General features: G+C 43.7%; 16 protein-coding genes. 11 read left to right on the top strand and 5 right to left on the bottom strand.

Annotated features, from left to right (window positions below; all coding sequences use genetic code 11):
• Positions 1–177: 177 nt before the first annotated feature.
• The 3 genes from gpmA to modE form a co-directional block, all read right to left on the bottom strand.
• Positions 178–930 carry a 2,3-diphosphoglycerate-dependent phosphoglycerate mutase gene (gene gpmA / locus LDO51_RS12255; RefSeq protein ID WP_036950561.1) on the bottom strand — a complete coding sequence of 251 codons (753 nt, stop codon included), beginning with the start codon at positions 928–930 and terminating at the stop codon, positions 178–180.
• Between the two features lie 373 nt (positions 931–1,303).
• Complete coding sequence (gene modF / locus LDO51_RS12260; protein WP_225574775.1) at positions 1,304–2,782, bottom strand: molybdate ABC transporter ATP-binding protein ModF; 1,479 nt, start codon at positions 2,780–2,782, stop codon at positions 1,304–1,306.
• 134 nt (positions 2,783–2,916) lie between these two features.
• The gene (gene modE / locus LDO51_RS12265; RefSeq protein WP_225574776.1) at positions 2,917–3,705 is read right to left on the bottom strand and encodes a molybdenum-dependent transcriptional regulator; all 789 of its coding nucleotides are present in this window, start codon (positions 3,703–3,705) and stop codon (positions 2,917–2,919) included.
• 190 nt (positions 3,706–3,895) lie between these two features.
• Here modE and LDO51_RS12270 point away from each other — a divergent pair, with 190 nt between their 5' ends.
• From LDO51_RS12270 to modC, 4 genes are all read left to right on the top strand, one after another.
• A complete protein-coding gene (locus LDO51_RS12270) occupies positions 3,896–4,048 on the top strand; it encodes an AcrZ family multidrug efflux pump-associated protein (RefSeq protein WP_154604654.1) in 153 nt (50 codons plus the stop codon).
• 278 nt (positions 4,049–4,326) lie between these two features.
• Positions 4,327–5,103 (top strand): molybdate ABC transporter substrate-binding protein, encoded by a 777-nt coding sequence (gene modA / locus LDO51_RS12275; RefSeq protein ID WP_423810934.1) that lies wholly within the window; start codon positions 4,327–4,329, stop codon positions 5,101–5,103.
• A 22-nt stretch (positions 5,104–5,125) separates the two neighbouring features.
• Complete coding sequence (gene modB, locus LDO51_RS12280) at positions 5,126–5,815, top strand: molybdate ABC transporter permease subunit (RefSeq protein ID WP_225577268.1); 690 nt, start codon at positions 5,126–5,128, stop codon at positions 5,813–5,815.
• Position 5,816: 1 nt separating this feature from the next.
• Complete coding sequence (modC, locus tag LDO51_RS12285; RefSeq protein WP_225574777.1) at positions 5,817–6,884, top strand: molybdenum ABC transporter ATP-binding protein ModC; 1,068 nt, start codon at positions 5,817–5,819, stop codon at positions 6,882–6,884.
• Positions 6,885–7,545: 661 nt separating this feature from the next.
• Here modC and LDO51_RS12290 read toward each other — a convergent pair.
• Complete coding sequence (locus LDO51_RS12290; protein ID WP_132494306.1) at positions 7,546–8,364, bottom strand: pyridoxal phosphatase; 819 nt, start codon at positions 8,362–8,364, stop codon at positions 7,546–7,548.
• 210 nt (positions 8,365–8,574) lie between these two features.
• Here LDO51_RS12290 and pgl point away from each other — a divergent pair, with 210 nt between their 5' ends.
• Positions 8,575–9,555, top strand: coding sequence for a 6-phosphogluconolactonase (gene pgl, locus LDO51_RS12295; RefSeq protein WP_225574778.1), 981 nt, complete (start codon positions 8,575–8,577; stop codon positions 9,553–9,555).
• A 46-nt stretch (positions 9,556–9,601) separates the two neighbouring features.
• On the opposite strand, the gene bioA is transcribed toward pgl, so the two are convergent.
• Positions 9,602–10,873, bottom strand: a complete 1,272-nt coding sequence (gene bioA / locus LDO51_RS12300) for an adenosylmethionine--8-amino-7-oxononanoate transaminase (RefSeq protein ID WP_225574779.1) — start codon at positions 10,871–10,873, stop codon at positions 9,602–9,604.
• Between the two features lie 156 nt (positions 10,874–11,029).
• On the opposite strand from bioA, the gene bioB reads away from it, so the two are divergent.
• From bioB to LDO51_RS12330, 6 genes are all read left to right on the top strand, one after another.
• Positions 11,030–12,016, top strand: a complete 987-nt coding sequence (gene bioB, locus LDO51_RS12305) for a biotin synthase BioB (RefSeq protein ID WP_230086706.1) — start codon at positions 11,030–11,032, stop codon at positions 12,014–12,016.
• Positions 12,016–13,173 (top strand): 8-amino-7-oxononanoate synthase, encoded by a 1,158-nt coding sequence (bioF, locus tag LDO51_RS12310; RefSeq protein WP_225574781.1) that lies wholly within the window; start codon positions 12,016–12,018, stop codon positions 13,171–13,173. The genes bioB and bioF overlap by 1 nt, the downstream gene beginning before the upstream one ends.
• Entirely contained in the window at positions 13,151–13,981 is an 831-nt protein-coding gene (bioC, locus tag LDO51_RS12315) for a malonyl-ACP O-methyltransferase BioC (protein WP_225574782.1), read from the top strand. Before bioF ends, bioC begins: the two co-directional genes overlap by 23 nt.
• The gene (gene bioD, locus LDO51_RS12320; protein WP_225574783.1) at positions 13,974–14,648 is read left to right on the top strand and encodes a dethiobiotin synthase; all 675 of its coding nucleotides are present in this window, start codon (positions 13,974–13,976) and stop codon (positions 14,646–14,648) included. The genes bioC and bioD overlap by 8 nt, the downstream gene beginning before the upstream one ends.
• A 624-nt stretch (positions 14,649–15,272) precedes the next feature.
• Positions 15,273–17,291, top strand: a complete 2,019-nt coding sequence (uvrB, locus tag LDO51_RS12325) for an excinuclease ABC subunit UvrB (protein WP_225574784.1) — start codon at positions 15,273–15,275, stop codon at positions 17,289–17,291.
• 222 nt (positions 17,292–17,513) lie between these two features.
• Positions 17,514–18,497, top strand: coding sequence for an Rpn family recombination-promoting nuclease/putative transposase (locus LDO51_RS12330; RefSeq protein ID WP_225574785.1), 984 nt, complete (start codon positions 17,514–17,516; stop codon positions 18,495–18,497).
• Positions 18,498–18,573 lie beyond the last annotated feature (76 nt).

Genomic DNA, 18,573 nt, shown 5'->3' on the forward strand with positions numbered 1-18,573 from the left:
TTATCAACCTTTCAGTGAATTTTTCCCTATGATAATCGGTTATCGGTATTTTCGACACTCCGAGGTAATGGATTTTATAATCAAATATGAAAAAGAGAGAAAAATACCAATAAAAAAGGGCTAAGCCATCGGCTTAACCCTCAATTCAATCCGTTAGGTATAGAGAGAAGTCAGTAATTACTTCGCTTTACCTTGGTTTGCAACCGCGGCTTGTTTTGCTGCGATTTCGTCTTGGTTACCCAGATAGTAGCGTTTGATTGGTTTCATGTTCTCATCGAACTCATAAACCAGCGGCACTGCTGTTGGGATGTTCAGGTTCAGAATCTCTTCTTCACCCATGTTGTCCAAGTATTTAACCAGAGCACGCAGTGAGTTACCGTGAGCGGCAATGATCACTTTCTCACCTTTTTCAACACGTGGCTTAATCACTTCTTCCCAGTAAGGAACAACGCGATCGATAGTGGTTGCTAAGCTTTCAGTCACTGGTAATTCAGATGGTTTTAAGTTTGCGTAACGTGGGTCGTGACCAGGGAAACGCTCATCATCTTTAGTCAGGTCTGGTGGCGTAATTGCAAAACCGCGACGCCACAGTTTCACTTGCTCATCACCGTATTTTGCAGCGGTTTCTGATTTGTCTAGGCCTTGTAGTGCACCGTAGTGACGCTCGTTCAATTTCCAGCTTTTTTCAACTGGCAGCCATTGCTGTTCAACTTGATCCAGAATGTTCCATAAGGTGTGGATGGCACGTTTTAGAACAGAGGTATAAGCGAAATCAAAAACAAAACCTTCTTTTTTCAGCAGTTGACCTGCATTTTTGGCTTCTTCACGACCTTTCTCTGACAGTTCTACATCAGTCCAACCGGTGAAGCGGTTTTCTTTGTTCCACTCACTCTCACCGTGTCTTACTAAAACCAGTTTAGTTACAGCCATAGCTAAAACTCCTATCAGTACATTCAAATTAGAAATGAATTATTGCTGACCTACATTATAGGGATAGTCGTCCCGAACGCTAGTGACAACATGACGTTTTCTCAGTTTCAAATCAAAAAAATCAATAATATCTAGGGATTAGTTATTTTAATTTAACTTAAGATTAGGCGAAACGATTTAGTCTGTTAGATGTTTTAACACCGTGTCACTGGCTTAGTAAATCAGAAGGTATGGCATAGATTTAACCCTAAGTGAATCGATACAGCAAGTGAAAAATTCAATATTAATATGTGCTGGATTAATTTATTGGAAAATTGGGTAAGCGGTAATAAATGATGCTGGTAAGTAAATACTTACCAGCAAGATAATAGGATTATAATTCTGAGACGATTTCAATATCGTACCGGTATTTATCCCCATCAGGGACAAATTTTAGTCGATGGGTAATGCATGATGGGGCATCTTCTTGGTGATGTGACACAAATAACAACTGGGTATTTCCTCGGCTAAGCATGATATCGATAAAACGCAGTACCAGCAGGCGATTTAGCCCATCAAGCCCTTGAAGAGGTTCATCCAAAATAAGCATGGTAGGGTGTTTAACCAAAGCGCGAGCAATTAGAATTAATCGTTGTTGGCCCCATGATAAGCTATGAAATGGTTGTTGGGCCGTTTGTGGTGCAAATCCAAGTAATGCTAGCCATTCATAAGCTAATTGAACTTGGCGGTCTGAAGGGGTTTGGTACAGACCAATGGAGTCATGGAAACCGGAAATAATCACGTTAATCACACTAGTTGCCACGCGATACTCTTGATGAATGCTGTTACTGACATAGCCAATGTGACGTTTAATATCCCAAATAGTTTCTCCACTACCTCGGCGGCGTCCAAATAGCGTTAAATCATTGCTATAACCTTGAGGGTGGTCTCCGGTGATTAAGCTTAATAATGTGGATTTACCTGCACCGTTTTCACCGATAATTTGCCAATGCTCACCAGGGTTAACCTGCCAGTTTAGCCCATGCAAAATGGGCTTATCGTTGTAGCTCACGATCCCATTATTTAAAACAATACGTGGTGTCTCTGTGTCTAGAGCCTCTTCAACCGTGGGGTCTTCTTGTTCAGGAATCGTAAGTTGCTTGATTTTTTCACTGTGTTGTAGCTGGTGGATTAAGGTGTTAGCAAGCACTGACTCTCTATCTCCACTTAGAGTGAGTTTACAGTCAGCGACAACGCCAAGGTGTTCAACAAAATCAGGGATCTCATCAAATCGATTGAGAACTAACACCAAAGTGAGACCTTTATCATGCAGGCTAAATAGTAGTTCGCTAAGGTTGCTTCGTGAATAGATATCTAAGCCATCAAAGGGTTCATCGAGGATCAGTAAGTCTGGAGAGCTCATCAAAGTTTGGCACAGTAAGACTTTGCGAGTTTCCCCAGTAGACAGATATTTAAAGCGGCGTGATAGCAAGTCGCTGATACCAAATTTAGCCGCAAGTTCTAAGCACAATTCATTATCTTTATGATGAAGTTGAATAATTTCCGCAGCAGTAAAGCCAGTATCTTCTTCATCATCACTGAGTAAGTCGGTGTTATTACGTTGCCACTCTTGTGCGATAATTTTTTGTAGTTGCTCAAAAGAGAGGCGAATAGGGGACTTAAAGCCACTTTGGGTGATACCTGAAAGGGATTGCAACTCCCCAGAGAGTACGCGTGCTAGCGATGATTTTCCGCTACCATTGGCACCAATAAAAGCCCAGCTTTCACCCGAATGAATTTCGAGATGAGGAATATCGAGCGTTTGGGTCTCGCTCAGCTTAAAGCACCCATTTTGTATTTTTATCGAGCTCATTTAGCTTCCTTATCATTGATGTGCCTGCTACCACAAATAATCAGGTTTACAAGTAAAGTCAATAAGTCGACATGCAGGGGAAGCTAAAAAATAGTAAATCAGGAGCAATATTAGGGGCGTTAACCCCTAAAAATCTAACAAAGTGTAGCGATAATCACTTGATCAGCATTAAATAGTGCGGTGATCGGGTCGTTAATTGCCAATTTTAACGCATCAACCTCTTGATTTGATAAGGTGGAGCAGAGTGTTTCTCCACCCGCTAAAGTGACAAGGATTTCGCTGTTTTCAGGACCTCTTTCGAGGGTTGAAACGGTACCAGCCAGTTGATTATCAAAATGGGTCTCGCTTGGTTGTTTGGTCAGTTTGACCCACGGCGCTTTAATCAGGGCGAGGACTTCTTTTCCTTCAACTAAGCCAAGGCGGTTAGCGCTAGATTCGGTGAGTGCGGCGTTAATGACAGTTTTCTTGTCGGCCAGTTTCACTTGAACATGCTGTAAAACATGGTTGTGATCTCGTGCAATCAGAGTACCGAAAAATTGGTTGCGGGCACTGGTTTGCAATGAAAAGCGAGAAATTGCAGCGAGCAAGCTATCAAGGGGCAGGCTATCATCTTTGAGCACATCAAAGGCTTTTTGTTGAATTTGCCCCAGCAAATCATAGAGCTGGATTAATCTTTCCCCATACTGGGTGAGTGTGGTTCCGCCGCCACCTTTGCCTCCGGTTGATCTATCTAACAGAATGTCATCGGTGAGTTGGTTCATTTCATTGATGGCATCCCACGCACTTTTATAACTGATCCCTGCAAGTTTAGCGCCTTGGCTAATCGATCCTGTTGCTTTTATCTGCTTTAATAGCGCAATTCGGCGAGGGTCGGCAAATAAACTTCCCTGTAGCTTCAATGTAAGTAAGATTTCGGCCTGCATTGTTAAGATCTCCCTGCTAGGATTGTGGCGGCAAAGGCAAAAAGCACGTTTAGTATGTTGCTAGTATAATAATTTGTCTAAAATAGTATGCAATATAATGCTATTGTGCGTTATTATTTTCGTTGTATAGATTTTTTCCTCGTCAGCGTATCAGAATGCTGGTGAGCACAGTATCACTGAAGAGGCTTAGATGTTAGAACTTATCAAAAGTTTGGGCTTTGCCCTGTTAATGGTTCCTGTTGTAATGGTAATGATCATGGGTCTGATCTATGGCTTAGGTTCATTCTTTAACCTATTGTCTAAAGCGCACGTCCCACATCACCATCATGAAGAAAGAAAATAACCGTTTATAGGTTTATTTTTCGTGCTAATTGTTGCCCTCTGGCTATTCCATAGTCGGGGGGCAAGTCATTTTTATCCCTTAAAAACCTGTCCGTTAACACCTTGTTATGCCAACCAATTTAAAACACTAATGTTGTCTATCCTCCTGTCGATATTATTGTTATGAGTTCGTAAATTCATCAATTATTGAGCTAGCACACCTTTATGCATTGTTTAACTTTAAGTTAACGCTATATCTTGGTATATATAGCGAGTTAAATAATACAATGGTGGATTAACATGAAAAAAGGTTTGATATCTCTGATTGCGGGTGCCACGTTAACACTGACTATGGCGGGTAATAGCTTCGCGGCTGACAAAATTACCGTATTTGCGGCGGCATCACTGACTAACGCACTGAATGAAATTTCAGAGCAATATAAGAAAGAAACGAATGTTGAAGTGGTGGCTTCTTATGCTTCTTCTTCAACGCTGGCTCGCCAGATTGAGCAAGGCGCACCAGCAAACATGTTTATCTCGGCTGACCAGCAGTGGATGGACTTTGCGATTGATAAAAATCTGATGGTTAAAGACACCCGCTATACTTTATTAGGTAACGAGTTAGTGTTGATTGCACCGAAAGACTCAAAAATCGATAAAGTGGAAATTAACAAACAGACAGATTGGAAAAAACTGTTAGATGGCGGGCGATTAGCAGTCGGCGACCCTGATCACGTTCCTGTTGGGATCTATGCAAAAGAAGCATTGACCTATTTAGGGGCTTGGGAAACAGTTGACCCATTATTAGCGCGGACTAACAACGTACGTAGCGGAATGGCGCTAGTTGAGCGTCAAGAAGCACCATTAGGGATTGTGTACGGCTCTGATGCTGTTGCCAGCCAAAAAGTAAAAGTAGTGGGTATTTTCCCTGCTGATACTCATAAACCTGTTGAATATCCAATGGGAATTGTGAAAGATCAGGATAATAAAGCGACCCGTGATTACTATGAATACCTGAAAACCCCAGTGGCTTCAGAAATATTCAAGCGTTACGGCTTCACTCCAAATCAAAAATAATTAAGAGATCATATCGTTGCAGATGTTAAGTCCTTATGAATGGGAAGCGATTTACCTCAGTTTAAAAGTTTCCAGCGTGGCGGTGCTAGTTAGCTTACCGTTTGGTATTTTGATGGCTTGGGTATTAGTCCGCTGCCATTTTCCGGGTAAAACACTGCTCGACAGTATTATCCACTTACCACTGGTGCTACCGCCAGTGGTAGTGGGGTATTTGCTGCTAGTGAGTATGGGGAAACGTGGTTTTATTGGCGAATGGCTGTATGACTGGTTTGGTTTCAGTTTTACATTCAGTTGGCGAGGGGCTGCATTAGCATCGGCGGTGGTTGCATTTCCATTAATGGTGAGAGCGATACGCTTAGCGCTAGAAGCTGTAGATAAAAAGCTGGAACAAGCCGCACGAACCCTTGGCGCGAGCCCATTAAGAGTTTTTTTCACGATTACCATCCCATTATCGTTACCGGGAATTATCGTCGGAACGGTTTTAGCTTTTGCGCGTTCTCTTGGCGAATTTGGGGCAACCATTACGTTTGTGTCTAATATTCCAGGAGAAACTCAGACAATCCCACTTGCTATGTATACGTTGATAGAAACGCCGGGAGCAGAAACCGATGCGGCGCGCCTGTGTATTATTGCGGTTGTCTTAGCCTTAATTTCGTTGTTAATTTCAGAATGGCTGACCCGTTGGGGCAAAAAGCGTCTGGGGGTAGCCTAATATGTTAGAACTAAATTTCGCTCAAAAATTGGGCGATTTACAAATGGAAGTGAATACCCAGTTACCCACGGAAAGCATCACGGCAGTTTTTGGGTTATCTGGTGCGGGAAAAACATCACTAATCAATGTGATAGGTGGGTTAACTAAGCCAAATAAAGGCCGAATCGTTCTCAATGGACGCACGCTGGTGGATATCGAAAAAGGGATCTGTTTGCCTCCTGAAAAGCGTCATATTGGCTATGTTTTCCAAGACGCTCGGCTATTTCCCCACTACCGCGTAAAAAGTAATTTACGCTACGGTATGGCGCCGCAAATGAAAGATCGATTCGACGATATCGTTGAATTGTTGGGGATTGAAAAATTACTAAATCGCTTCCCAATGACCCTCTCCGGTGGGGAAAAACAGCGGGTGGCGATTGGGCGCGCATTATTGACCGCGCCTGAAATTTTGTTGATGGACGAGCCATTAGCCTCCCTTGATCTCCCACGTAAGCGTGAATTATTGCCTTACTTAGAAAAGCTTTCCCAAGACGTTAAAATCCCCATTTTGTATGTCAGTCATAGCCTCGATGAAATCCTGCGTTTGGCTGATAAAGTTATCGTCATGGCGCAAGGTAAAGTGAAGGCATTTGGTCCTCTTGAGGAAGTCTGGGCAAGCAGTGCTCTACGACCTTGGTTACAGCAAGAAACCTTAAGTAGTGTATTGAGTGTGGAAGTGCATAGCCAGCATCCTGACTATCAAATGACGGCGGTGATGGTTGGCAATCAAAAATTGTGGATCCCCCGCGTAGATGTAGATAAAAACAGTGCGTTGCGATTACGTATTGATGCATCAGATGTCTCTTTAGTGCTTGAAAAGCCCTCAGTGAGCAGTATTCGTAATATTCTGTCTGCGGAAGTGGTGGAATGGATAGAAGATGGCGAGCAAGTGGATGTGAAGTTAGATTTGGGCGATGAACACTATTTGTGGGCGCGGATCACACGCTGGGCTAGAGATGAACTTTCTATCCGTAAGGGGAGGAAGGTGTTTGCGCAGGTTAAGTCGGCATCTCTTTCTAAAACGTTCTAAAGGCTCGTTGTTCTTCACACCGCAGTGTTGTTGACTTCATTAGCTAGTAAATGTATCTATGATTTAGACTTGCAGCTTGTTGGTAAGCTCTATAGATAAAAAATAAAAAACCTCGCTTGGCGTTGCGAGGTTTTTATGCAGAATCACTTGCCAGCGATTCTGTGTGATGCTTCAAATTTAAACAGACCAAGTATAACGAAACTGAGAATCAATTGCAAATTCCTGCCTACTAAGTATACTCCACATACTCCGAATTAGATTGATAAATTTGTGATATCACCATAGAGAAAGTTATTTACTTTTTCCTTTAAATGTAAGTATTTCAGTTGGTTAGGTTATGGATTATGAATTTGTATAACTATAACTAGTCCCTCGAGTTTGGCGACCTGAAAGCCTTAATTCTATGTGTGATGCTTCAAATTTAAACAGGATGAATTCTGTAGGGGCTAGTTGTATAGGTAAGCAGATTAGTCGCACATCTTTGATGTCGAAAGATATCTAAGGTGATTGAACATGTTGAAATTAATTACATTAATTCTCGATCTAATGCGTTCAATTCTAGAATTGGTCGGATACTTCCTTTAGGGAGGGAGAAAAACCGCGTAAGCGGTTTTTCTTTTTATACGGATATAGACATCTTTAAGTTAGCCAGAATGATGTTTTACAAAACATATTTACGGATCACTTCGGCGATACCCGGTTCGGTATTCACGCGAGTGACTAGCTTCGCTTGCTGCTTGATTTCATCAACAGCATTACCCATAGCAACGCCTAGGCCTGCGGTTGTTAACATACTTAAATCATTGAAATTATCGCCGAAAGCAACCACATCATTCATGCTCATGCCTTGGGATTCAACCCACTCTTTCAGGCGCTGACCTTTACTATTACCTTTGCGGCCCACATCCACTTGATCTTCCCACGACCATTCGCAATCCAAGTCTAATTCTGACTCAATTTCACGAACAACATCGTGCAGGCGTTGATGGTCTGGTGAGGTGACAGCGAATTTCCAAATGTACTCATATTGGTTGAGCGCATGAGCGAAGTCTTCGATAAATTCGAAAGTTGGACGCTGGTGTTGAGGTAAAGATTGCGCCCAATTTAAGGTACGCGTCACACCTTCAGTTTTGGTGTGATACAGCATCGCGTTATCGACATACATTAAATGTTGGATATCCGAGCCGCGCAGTTTATCAATCAGTAATGCGGCGGAATCGACTGTCATTGGGTTGGATTCTAAGACTTTTTTACCTAAATAGTCATACAGATAGGTACCGTTACAGCAAATTGCGGGGGTATCTAAGTCAAGTGTCTGATAAAACGGATGAATGGCCACATGGTGACGACCTGTAACAATGATGACTTTAACCCCTTGTCGACGGGCTTCATTCAGGGCTTCTAAAGATTCGGGCAGAATTTTTTTCTGGTGATCAAGTAGCGTTCCATCGAGATCAAGGGCAATAACACGGTATGACATAAACGACTCCATAGGATTTTTTCGGATTCATTTTAGGGCTTTATGATAACTGAAGTTGATTAGTGTTTATACACTAAACTGTGCGGCACTGGTTTTTAGTCGTAATTGGATTTTGAGTGATAATTTGATTTTTAGCGGCAATTTGATTTTTTTTCGGTATAGTCAGTCAATCATTTCATTCGATGATTTTACTATATTCAAGGAGTCAGGATGGATCAGGTTGTTTATGTTGCCAGCCCAGAAACCCAACAAATTCACGTTTGGGCGATGAATAAAGTGGGTGAACTTTCACTGCTGCAAACTGTGAGTACACCGGGGCAAGTGCAGCCAATGGTGGTGAGCCACGATAAAAAGTATCTGTATATCGGGGTCGGCCCTCACCTGAGTGTTGTGACCTATGATATTGAGCCTCAAGGCACATTACGTTTTAAAGCGCAAACCAGCGTACCAGGAAAACCTGTGCATTTATCGCTGGATAACAGCGGTAAATACCTATTTGTCCCTTCTTACCACCAGCACAATTTAGCAGTATTACCGATTGGGTGTGATGGCGTTGCAGGGGCACCCATTCAAGTTATCGAAGGATTACGCCATCCACATTCATCCCATATGGACGCTGATAATCAGCAGCTGTGGGTGCCATGTTTAGGCGAAGATCATATCCGCCTGTTTGATCTGACAGAAAATGGCTATTTAACTGAAGCCACTGCAGATCAAATCACAACAGCACCGAAAGCGGGCCCTCGTCATTTAGCGCTGCATCCTCAAGAAAAAGTGATTTACTGCTTGAATGAACTGGATTCCACGGTCAACGTTTATCATAAATTTACGCGTTATCGTGAAATGCAGAATGTGGCGTTGTATCCTGAAGGTAATCAGAGTCAGCGCTGGGCGGCGGATATTCATATCACGCCAAATGGTCGTCATTTATATGCAAGTGAACGTTCAGAAAGTTACTTAGCACACTATCAAGTGTCTGAGAATGGGCGCGAGTTAAGTTTAGTCGGACGCTACCCGACGCAAGCGCAGCCTCGTGGTTTTAATATTGACCCATCAGGGCGTTTCTTGGTGTCGAGCGGACAAAAATCCGAGCATATTTCAGTGTCAGAGATTGATTCTATCACTGGAAAATTGACTGAATTAGCGCGTTATAAAGCCTCTGCGGGTTGTATGTGGGTGACATTCCGTTAACGGTTGAGCAAATATCGCTGAGTGAATAGCTCAGCGATATTTTACGTTAAGCGGCGAGCACTTTTTCCATTGCTTGAGTTATTTTACTCAGTTGTTCAGGGGTAATAATATACGGCGGCATCACATAAATAAGCTTACCAAATGGGCGGATCCATACCCCTTCAGCCACAAAAACTTTCTGCAATTCGGCCGTATTGACCGGATGCTTCATTTCAATCACCCCAATAGTGCCTAGCACCCGAACATCTTGAACACTTGAATAACGGGCAAGGGGAAGTAACTCCGTTCTCAGTTGCTGTTCAATATTGGCAACAGTCTCTTGCCATGGGCTTTCTAGCAATAATTTTAAACTGGCATTGGCAACGGCGCAGGCCAATGGGTTTCCCATAAAGGTCGGTCCGTGCATAAAGCAGCCTGCTTCTCCATTACTGATGGTTTCTGCGACATGGCGAGTAGTAATGGTGGCAGAGAGCGTCATATATCCACCCGTCAAACCTTTACCTAAGCACATGATATCAGGTGAAATTCCTGCATGCTGGCAAGCAAATAACTTTCCGGTACGACCAAACCCTGTGGCGATTTCATCCGCAATGAGCAGTAATCCGTAATGGTCGCAAAGCTCACGAACGCCTTTGAGGTAATTAGGATGATAAAAACGCATTCCTCCCGCACCTTGAACGATGGGTTCGAGGATGATCGCGGCAATGTCTTGATGATTTTCGGCAAGTTGATGCTTGAGTGTCTGAAGGTCAGTTTCATTCCACTCATCATGGAAACTACATTGAGGCGCGTCGACAAAAATATGGGGCGGCAAATAACCTTTGTATAAACCGTGCATGGAGTTGTCAGGATCGCACACCGCCATCGCACCAAAAGTATCGCCATGATAACCATGACGTAAGGTGAGAATTCGTTGGCGCTTTTCACCGCGAGCTTGCCAGTATTGGAGTGCCATTTTTAAGGAAACTTCCACGGCAACCGAGCCAGAATCCGCAAGAAAAACACACTCTAATGGCTCTGGGGTGATGGCAACCAGTTGTTTGCATAATGCAATGGCGGGTGGATGGGTAATGCCCCCGAACATCACGTGAGACATTTTCGCCAGTTGGCTGGTGACTGCTTGATTGAGTACCGGATGATTGTAGCCATGAATGGCTGCCCACCATGATGACATTCCATCCACCAGCCTTCTTCCATCTTCCATAATCAGCTCCACACCTTCTGCGGCAACGATTGGGTAGGCAGGAATAGGGTGGCTCATTGAGGTGTAAGGATGCCAAATGTGCTTGGCATCAAAAGCAATATCGCAACTGTCCATGATTATATGTCAACTTTTTTTAGATCATTTAGTTGACATGATAATCGCAATATTTAAACTGGCAACAACTTTTTCAACTGGAGAGATCCTGTGAGCAAATTAAAACAATGTTCAGTAAAAAACTGGACAATAAAACAAGCTAATGAACTGTTTTCAATGCCATTTTTTGAATTATTATTTCAAGCACAGCAAGTACATCGCCAACATTTTGACCCGCAACAAGTGCAAGTGAGCACCTTGCTGTCTATCAAAACCGGGGCATGTCCTGAAGATTGTAAGTATTGCGCTCAGAGTGCGCGGTATAAAACAGGTTTAGAAACTGAACGCTTGATGGAAGTCCAGCAAGTGGTTGAATCAGCGAAGAAAGCAAAAAATGCCGGTTCCACACGTTTTTGTATGGGGGCTGCGTGGCGTAACCCAAAAGAGCGCGATATGCCTTATCTTGAAATGATGGTCAAGGAAGTGAAAGCGTTAGGTATGGAAACGTGCATGACGCTGGGGATGATTGATGATTCACAAGCAGGTCGCTTAGCAGATGCGGGCTTGGATTACTATAACCATAACCTTGATACCTCACCGGAATATTACGGCAATATTATTACCACGCGAACTTACCAAGACCGTTTAGATACGCTGGATAATGTACGCAATGCGGGCATTAAAGTTTGCTCGGGTGGGATTTTGGGCTTAGGTGAAAAAGTCAGTGACCGTGCGGCATTACTCGTGCAGTTGGCGAACTTACCAAAACCACCAGAAAGTGTGCCGATCAATATGTTGATGAAGGTTGAAGGCACGCCGATGGCTGATAATGACGATGTGGATCCATTTGATTTTATCCGTACCATTGCAGTGGCGCGGATCATGATGCCAAGCTCCTATGTGCGTTTATCCGCAGGGCGTGAGCATATGAACGAGCAAACTCAGGCACTGTGTTTTATGGCGGGTGCGAACTCTGTTTTCTATGGCTGCAAATTGTTAACTACGCCAAACCCTGACGAAAACAAAGATATTGCGCTGTTTAAAAAGCTGAATATCAACCCTGAGCGCATTGAAATGGAAGACGGGGAAGACCTACAAGCCGCAAAACTGGCAGAAACCCTGTTAACCGCTGACAATGCACAATTTTATAACGCGGCAGTCTGATGGGCTGGTCATCGTTTATCGATAGCCAATTGCAGAAGCGTAAAGACGCTTCTGCATGGCGTGAGCGCCGATGTATTGAAAAAAGCGCTGGTCGGGAACTCCATTTTCAAGGCAAAAGCTACCTGAATTTTTCGTCGAATGATTATTTAGGGCTTAGCCAACATCCCGAAATTATCCGTGCTTGGCAGCAAGGTGCGCAAGAGTATGGGGTTGGAAGTGGTGGTTCAGGACATATCACGGGATTTACCAAAGCCCATCAAGAGGCGGAGCAGAAACTGGCAGATTGGTTGGGGTATCCACGGGCCATTTTGTTTATCTCTGGCTTTGCGGCTAACCATGCATTGATCACTGCGTTAATGACGGCGGAAGATCGTATTCTGGCAGACAAACTCAGTCATGCTTCTTTGTTAGAAGGGGCGATGCATTCCCAAGCTCAGTTACGGCGCTTTAGCCATAATAGCGTTGATTCTCTGGAAAAATTAATCAACAAACCTCATGAATCGAAAACGTTAGTGGTAACCGAAGGGGTGTTCAGCATGGATGGGGACAGTGCGCCACTTGATAAACTGCAAACACTGGCTCACGCCCACGATGCATGGTTAATGGTGGATGATGCTCATGGACTTGGGATCTGGGGTCAGCAAGGGCGTGGGAGCTGTGATGAGTATGGTATTCAGCCCGACATTCTCGTGGCCACGTTTGGTAAAGCCGTTGGCGTTAGTGGGGCCGCGGTGTTGTGTGATGAACGCACGGCGGATTTTTTAATTCAAGCGGCTCGCCATCTTATTTACAGCACCTCAATGCCTCCTGCTCAAGCTGTCGCTATCTCGGCGGCGGTAGAGAAAATTCAACAAGCGGACGAGCAGAGGGCTCAGTTACAGCGCAATATTCGCTATTTTAGGCGCCAGCTTAATTTACCAGATATGCAGCTGGTGGATTCCAATACGGCTATTCAGCCGCTGATTGTCGGGGATAACGAAAAGAGTTTGCAGTTATCCCAATTTTTACACGAGAAAGGTATTTGGGTTCAAGCCATTAGACCACCAACGGTTCCACCAGGTGGTGCCAGATTACGCATGACATTAAGTGCCGCTCATCAGCAAAATGATATCGACAAATTATTGGAGGCACTCAATGAGTTTGTCTTTGTGTCATGATAAGGCGAGCTTATCGCGAAATACTCGAGAAAAAGCCAAGCGAGAAAAAGCCAAGATAGCCTCGGCATTTGGGCGTGCGGCTTCGCGCTATGATTCTCTGGCTAGCTATCAACAAAACAGCGGTAAGCAGCTGCTTAACCTGCTAGAAAATCACGGGGGAATAGAGATTCCCATGTTTCCTCAACAGGTATTAGATGCGGGTTGTGGGACTGGATTTTTTAGCCAAATTATCAAACAGAGGGGAGCGCATGTGACGGCGCTTGACCTCTCTGTCGGCATGCTAGATGTCGCGCGAAACAAACAATCGGCGCATCGTTATGTGTGTGGGGATATGGACACGCTTCCCTTTGAGGATGCCAGTTTTGATTGGGTATTTTCCAATTTGGCCATTCAGTGGTGCGATGATTTATCTCATGCGCTAAGCGAGTTATACCGTGTGACGAGGCCGGGTGGGATTATCGGTTTCACCACGTTAGCGGAGCACTCTCTTGGCGAGCTCTCGGAGGCTTGGAAAGCATTGGATGATTCCCCGCATGTGAACCGCTTTTTACCCTACTCAAAGATTGTTAAGAGCTGTCAGGTGTGGCGTAGCCAACTTTATCAACAAGCGGATACGCTCTATTTTTCTAACCTCATTGAATTGCTTAATTCAGTGAAAGGGATCGGCGCAACTCACTTAACTGCGGGCCGCCAAGCGGGGCTGATGACACGTCAGCGTTTGCAGCAACTCAGCTCAGTATATCCAAGTACTGAGAAAGGGCTGCCATTAACCTATCAAACTGTATTTGGAATTATTTATCGTGACTAAAACATATTTTGTAACCGGAACGGATACTGAAATCGGCAAAACTATGTCGAGCTGTGCATTGTTACAAGCGGCTAATCTGCAAGGGCTGAAAACCGTAGGGTATAAGCCGGTCGCTTCAGGTAGCGAAATGACTGAACAAGGTTTGCGTAATAGCGATGCATTACAACTTCAAGCGAATAGCCGCGTCGTAGTGCCTTACGAGCAAATCAACCCCATTATTTTTGAAGCACCGACGTCACCGCACATTGTCAGTGAAAAAACCGGACAGGCCATTGAGTTTTCTGTGATGACTCAAGGTTTAAGACAGCTACAGAAGCAGGCTGAATGGGTATTAGTGGAAGGTGCCGGCGGCTGGTATACCCCATTATCTGCCGAGCAAACCTACGCAGATTGGGTGGTTGAACAGCAGTTACCCGTAATTTTAGTGGTTGGCGTGAAGCTTGGGTGTATTAACCATGCAGTATTAACGGCGCAAGCCGTGAAAGCTTCAGGGGTATCTTTAGTTGGCTGGATTGCGAATGAAGTGGAACCCGCGGGCACTTATCAACAAGAGTATCTCACTGCATTGAAGCGGATGATCGATGCGCCATGTCTAGGGATCATCCCGCATATCGAAAACCAATCTACAGATTCTTTAGGGCAATATTTAGACCTTTCCTCCCTTTAAGATCTTTTAAAAACCACGGTAAAGCCGTTATACAATTGGGTATGGCGGCAGTACGCCTTTTACTTGTTTTTGCCGATCTTTTTTAACGTTAATGATCTATTTTTTGTCAAGTTTCATGGGGAAATTACTAAGTAGCCTCCGTAAAAAAACAGAATATTTCTCTTTTGTCACGAATGGAGAGTAAAAATACTTTCACCATTTCGCCATATTTTTGTCATTTTATCACCAAGCCATAAAATGAGCATGTTACGGGAGTGCATGAGGCGGAAGGGCTTCCAGAGTTATCCACTATTTCTGTGGATAACCTTGTGAATTAACATTCAAAAACCATTCTGATGCTAGGTGACAAGCGGCTTTGCCTTTATTTGATGTGATTCTGGGCTTTTATGTAATTTTGTTTAAATACAATTAGTTAAATAAAAGCAAGCGTTCTATTTAGATTTGCGTTAAGGCCAAAAAGTCTAAAAGCATAAAATATCTACTTTCAAAAAGGTCAAGTTTTATTTTGGGGATAACATTTTCGTAAACAGATTTCAACCTCATAAAAAGGAAATTTATCACCAGTACTTGAAGCTGGTTTTTTATCCAGTATCATAGGCGGGAGATTATTAAAGAGGCATAACTATGAGCAAGGATTTTAAACTGTATTCTGATTTTCAGCCGGGGGGTGATCAGCCTGAGGCGATTCGTAAATTAAGAGAAGGGTTAGAAGATGGTCTTGCTCATCAAACTTTACTCGGGGTTACTGGGTCGGGTAAAACCTTTACTATTGCGAACGTGATTGCTCAAGAAAATCGCCCAACGATGTTGATGGCGCATAACAAAACCTTGGCTGCGCAATTATACAGCGAAATGAAAGCCTTCTTTCCTGAGAATGCAGTAGAGTATTTCGTTTCTTATTACGATTATTATCAGCCTGAAGCGTATGTTCCCAGTTCAGATACCTTTATTGAGAAAGATGCCTCGGTAAACGAACATATTGAACAGATGCGTTTGTCTGCAACCAAAGCGTTACTTGAGCGCCGTGATGTTATTGTAGTGGCATCCGTCTCTGCAATTTATGGGTTAGGCGATCCTGACAGCTATTTGAAAATGATGCTGCATTTGACGGACGGCATGATTATTGACCAGCGCTCTATTTTACGCCGTCTTGCGGACTTGCAGTATACCCGTAATGACCAAGCGTTTACGCGAGGAACTTTCCGTGTTCGTGGTGAAGTGATTGATATCTTCCCAGCAGAATCCGATGAATATGCATTAAGAGTTGAACTTTTTGATGACGAAGTGGAGCGCTTATCATTGTTCGACCCGTTAACCGGAGCTATTCAACATCGGGTACCACGCTTTACCGTTTACCCTAAAACTCACTACGTGACGCCAAGAGAACGAATTCTTGAGGCGATGGAAAATATCAAAGTCGAGTTAGCCGATAGGCGTAAGGTACTGTTAGAGAATCATAAGCTACTGGAAGAGCAGCGAATTACTCAGCGCACACAATTTGACTTAGAAATGATGAACGAGCTGGGCTACTGCTCAGGAATTGAGAACTATTCTCGTTATCTTTCCGGGCGCGCACCGGGCGAGCCGCCTCCAACACTGTTTGATTATCTCCCCGCAGATGGATTGTTGGTTGTGGATGAGTCTCACGTAACAATCCCACAAATTGGCGCGATGTATAAAGGTGACCGTTCCCGTAAAGAGACCCTCGTAGAGTATGGTTTCCGACTACCTTCCGCTCTCGATAACCGCCCAATGCGTTTTGAAGAGTTTGAAGCTTTAGCACCTCAAACTATCTATGTCTCTGCGACACCGGGTAATTATGAGCTGGATAAGTCGGGGCAGGAAGTGATTGAGCAGGTGGTTAGACCGACAGGACTGCTCGATCCGCTAATTGAAGTGCGTCCAGTGGCAACGCAGGTGGATGATTTGCTATCTGAAATTCGTATTCGCGTTCAGAAGCAGGAGCGTGTGCTGGTCACCACTTTAACCAAACGCATGGCGGAAGACCTCACCGAATATTTAGAAGAGCATGGGGAGCGTGTTCGCTATCTACACTCAGATATCGACACGGTAGAACGAGTTGAAATCATTCGTGATTTACGTCTCGGTGAATTTGATGTACTGGTTGGGATCAACTTATTGCGAGAAGGTTTGGATATGCCAGAAGTTTCGCTGGTGGCTATCCTTGATGCTGATAAGGAGGGTTTCTTACGTTCAGAACGTTCACTGATCCAAACCATCGGCCGTGCAGCACGTAACTTGAACGGTAAAGCAATTTTGTATGGAGATAGAATTACTAACTCCATGGCGAAAGCAATCGCAGAAACCGAACGACGCCGAGCAAAACAGATAGAATTTAACGAAGCTCATGGCATTACACCGCAAGGTCTGAATAAGAAAGTTGGCGATATCTTACAGATTGGCCATAAAGTCGGTGGTAAAGGGAAAGGGCGCGGCAAAGAGAGCATCAAAGATGAATCTCTGCTTAATGTTCAATCTATGTCAACGAAAGAGCTGGAGCAGCGCATTTCTCAATTGGAAACGCAGATGTATAAACATGCTCAAGATCTGGAGTTTGAAGCCGCTGCACGGGTTCGCGATGAGTTACAAACGCTACGAAACCAATTTATCGCCAATTCGTAATTTTTAATAATCGCTAAAAAATACGCTAATTTATTAAGAGCCTCTTAGCGCTGCAATATGCGGGTTAAGGGGCTTTTTTATGAATGGAATAAGTTAGTAAAGTTATTTATAACAACAGGTTAGCCTGTCAAGTAATTTGCAGTAATTAGGACTAACTTTTTCTCACTCTCCCGAAAATATTGGTTAGTATCTCGTCATCTTATGAACCAAGACGAGGCCGAGATGGCGACCCAATCAATTGTAGCTCCTCATGATTCAACCTTTAAAGGCTTTATGAGCAAAGTGGATAATGCGCGGGATTTTTTTGAAGTCCATCTTCCTAATCGCATTAAGCACCTCTGCAATTTTGATACCTTGAAGTTGGCCAGTGCTTCATTTGTAGATAAAACATTGCGCTCTCGTTTCTCGGACATGCTCTATTCCGTTCAAACACTCAAGGGTAAGGGGTATTTTTACTTCTTGGTGGAGCACCAATCTTCCCCCGATAAGCTGATGGGCTGGCGGCTGATGCATTACGCATTCTGCGCGATGAATCAGCATTTGCAGCAGGGGTACCAAACCTTGCCGTTGGTGGTTCCCATCCTGTTTTATCATGGGAATCAATCCCCTTATCCTTATTCCCAATCATGGACGGATTGCTTTGAGTGGTCTGATTTAGCGCATGATTTGTATTGTAATCCCCTGCCGTTAGTGGATGTAACAGTGGCAAGTGACGATGAACTTGTGAATCACCGAAAAGTTGCCGCGTTGGAGTTAGTTCTCAAACACTCATCCCTGAAAGATGACCTTATGGTGCTGTCAAAGCGCTTAGCGCAGGTGATCAAGGAGAACGAAAACCATCGCGACGACGTTATTTTAATCATCAACTATCTGTTTAGTGTGATGGATACGCCGACATACAAGAAGATAGTCAAAACATTAATAGAAAAAACCGAAGGATATCAGGAGACTGTTATGACCATTGCGGATCGTTTAAGAATTGAAGGGTTAAAAAAAGGGTTTAGGCAAGGAAGAAGAGAAGGCAGAGAAGAGGGAAGAGAAGAAGGAAGAGAAGAAGGAAGAGAAGAAGCTCGACAAGAAGAGCAGGAGAAAGCCAAACAACGTACCTATACCCAAGTTTTGACCAGCTTAAGTTTAGGTTTAAACATTGATGTTATTAGTCAAATTACAGGCTTATCCCCGACAGAAATCGAAGCAATTCATTAATACATAACGTATTAATATATAAAGAAAACTGAGTTCAGTGAGAAACTGAACTCAGTTATATTTTTAGTCGAATTTT

The sequence above is a fragment of the Providencia alcalifaciens genome (assembly GCF_020271745.1).
Taxonomy (GTDB): Bacteria; Pseudomonadota; Gammaproteobacteria; order Enterobacterales; family Enterobacteriaceae; genus Providencia; species Providencia alcalifaciens_B.

Excerpts from the sequence above, each read along its gene's own strand:
- gpmA (WP_036950561.1), bottom strand. The coding sequence starts at position 930 with ATGGCTGTAACTAAACTGGTTTTAGTAAGACACGGTGAGAGTGAGTGG.
- bioA (WP_225574779.1), bottom strand. The coding sequence starts at position 10,873 with ATGGACAGTTGCGATATTGCTTTTGATGCCAAGCACATTTGGCATCCT.
- bioB (WP_230086706.1), top strand. The coding sequence starts at position 11,030 with ATGCCATTTTTTGAATTATTATTTCAAGCACAGCAAGTACATCGCCAA.
- LDO51_RS12330 (WP_225574785.1), top strand. The coding sequence starts at position 17,514 with ATGGCGACCCAATCAATTGTAGCTCCTCATGATTCAACCTTTAAAGGC.
- pgl (WP_225574778.1), top strand. The coding sequence starts at position 8,575 with ATGGATCAGGTTGTTTATGTTGCCAGCCCAGAAACCCAACAAATTCAC.
- bioC (WP_225574782.1), top strand. The coding sequence starts at position 13,151 with ATGAGTTTGTCTTTGTGTCATGATAAGGCGAGCTTATCGCGAAATACT.
- modB (WP_225577268.1), top strand. The coding sequence starts at position 5,126 with ATGTTAAGTCCTTATGAATGGGAAGCGATTTACCTCAGTTTAAAAGTT.
- modE (WP_225574776.1), bottom strand. The coding sequence starts at position 3,705 with ATGCAGGCCGAAATCTTACTTACATTGAAGCTACAGGGAAGTTTATTT.
- bioF (WP_225574781.1), top strand. The coding sequence starts at position 12,016 with ATGGGCTGGTCATCGTTTATCGATAGCCAATTGCAGAAGCGTAAAGAC.
- uvrB (WP_225574784.1), top strand. The coding sequence starts at position 15,273 with ATGAGCAAGGATTTTAAACTGTATTCTGATTTTCAGCCGGGGGGTGAT.
- modA (WP_423810934.1), top strand. The coding sequence starts at position 4,327 with ATGAAAAAAGGTTTGATATCTCTGATTGCGGGTGCCACGTTAACACTG.
- LDO51_RS12270 (WP_154604654.1), top strand. The coding sequence starts at position 3,896 with ATGTTAGAACTTATCAAAAGTTTGGGCTTTGCCCTGTTAATGGTTCCT.
- LDO51_RS12290 (WP_132494306.1), bottom strand. The coding sequence starts at position 8,364 with ATGTCATACCGTGTTATTGCCCTTGATCTCGATGGAACGCTACTTGAT.
- modC (WP_225574777.1), top strand. The coding sequence starts at position 5,817 with ATGTTAGAACTAAATTTCGCTCAAAAATTGGGCGATTTACAAATGGAA.
- modF (WP_225574775.1), bottom strand. The coding sequence starts at position 2,782 with ATGAGCTCGATAAAAATACAAAATGGGTGCTTTAAGCTGAGCGAGACC.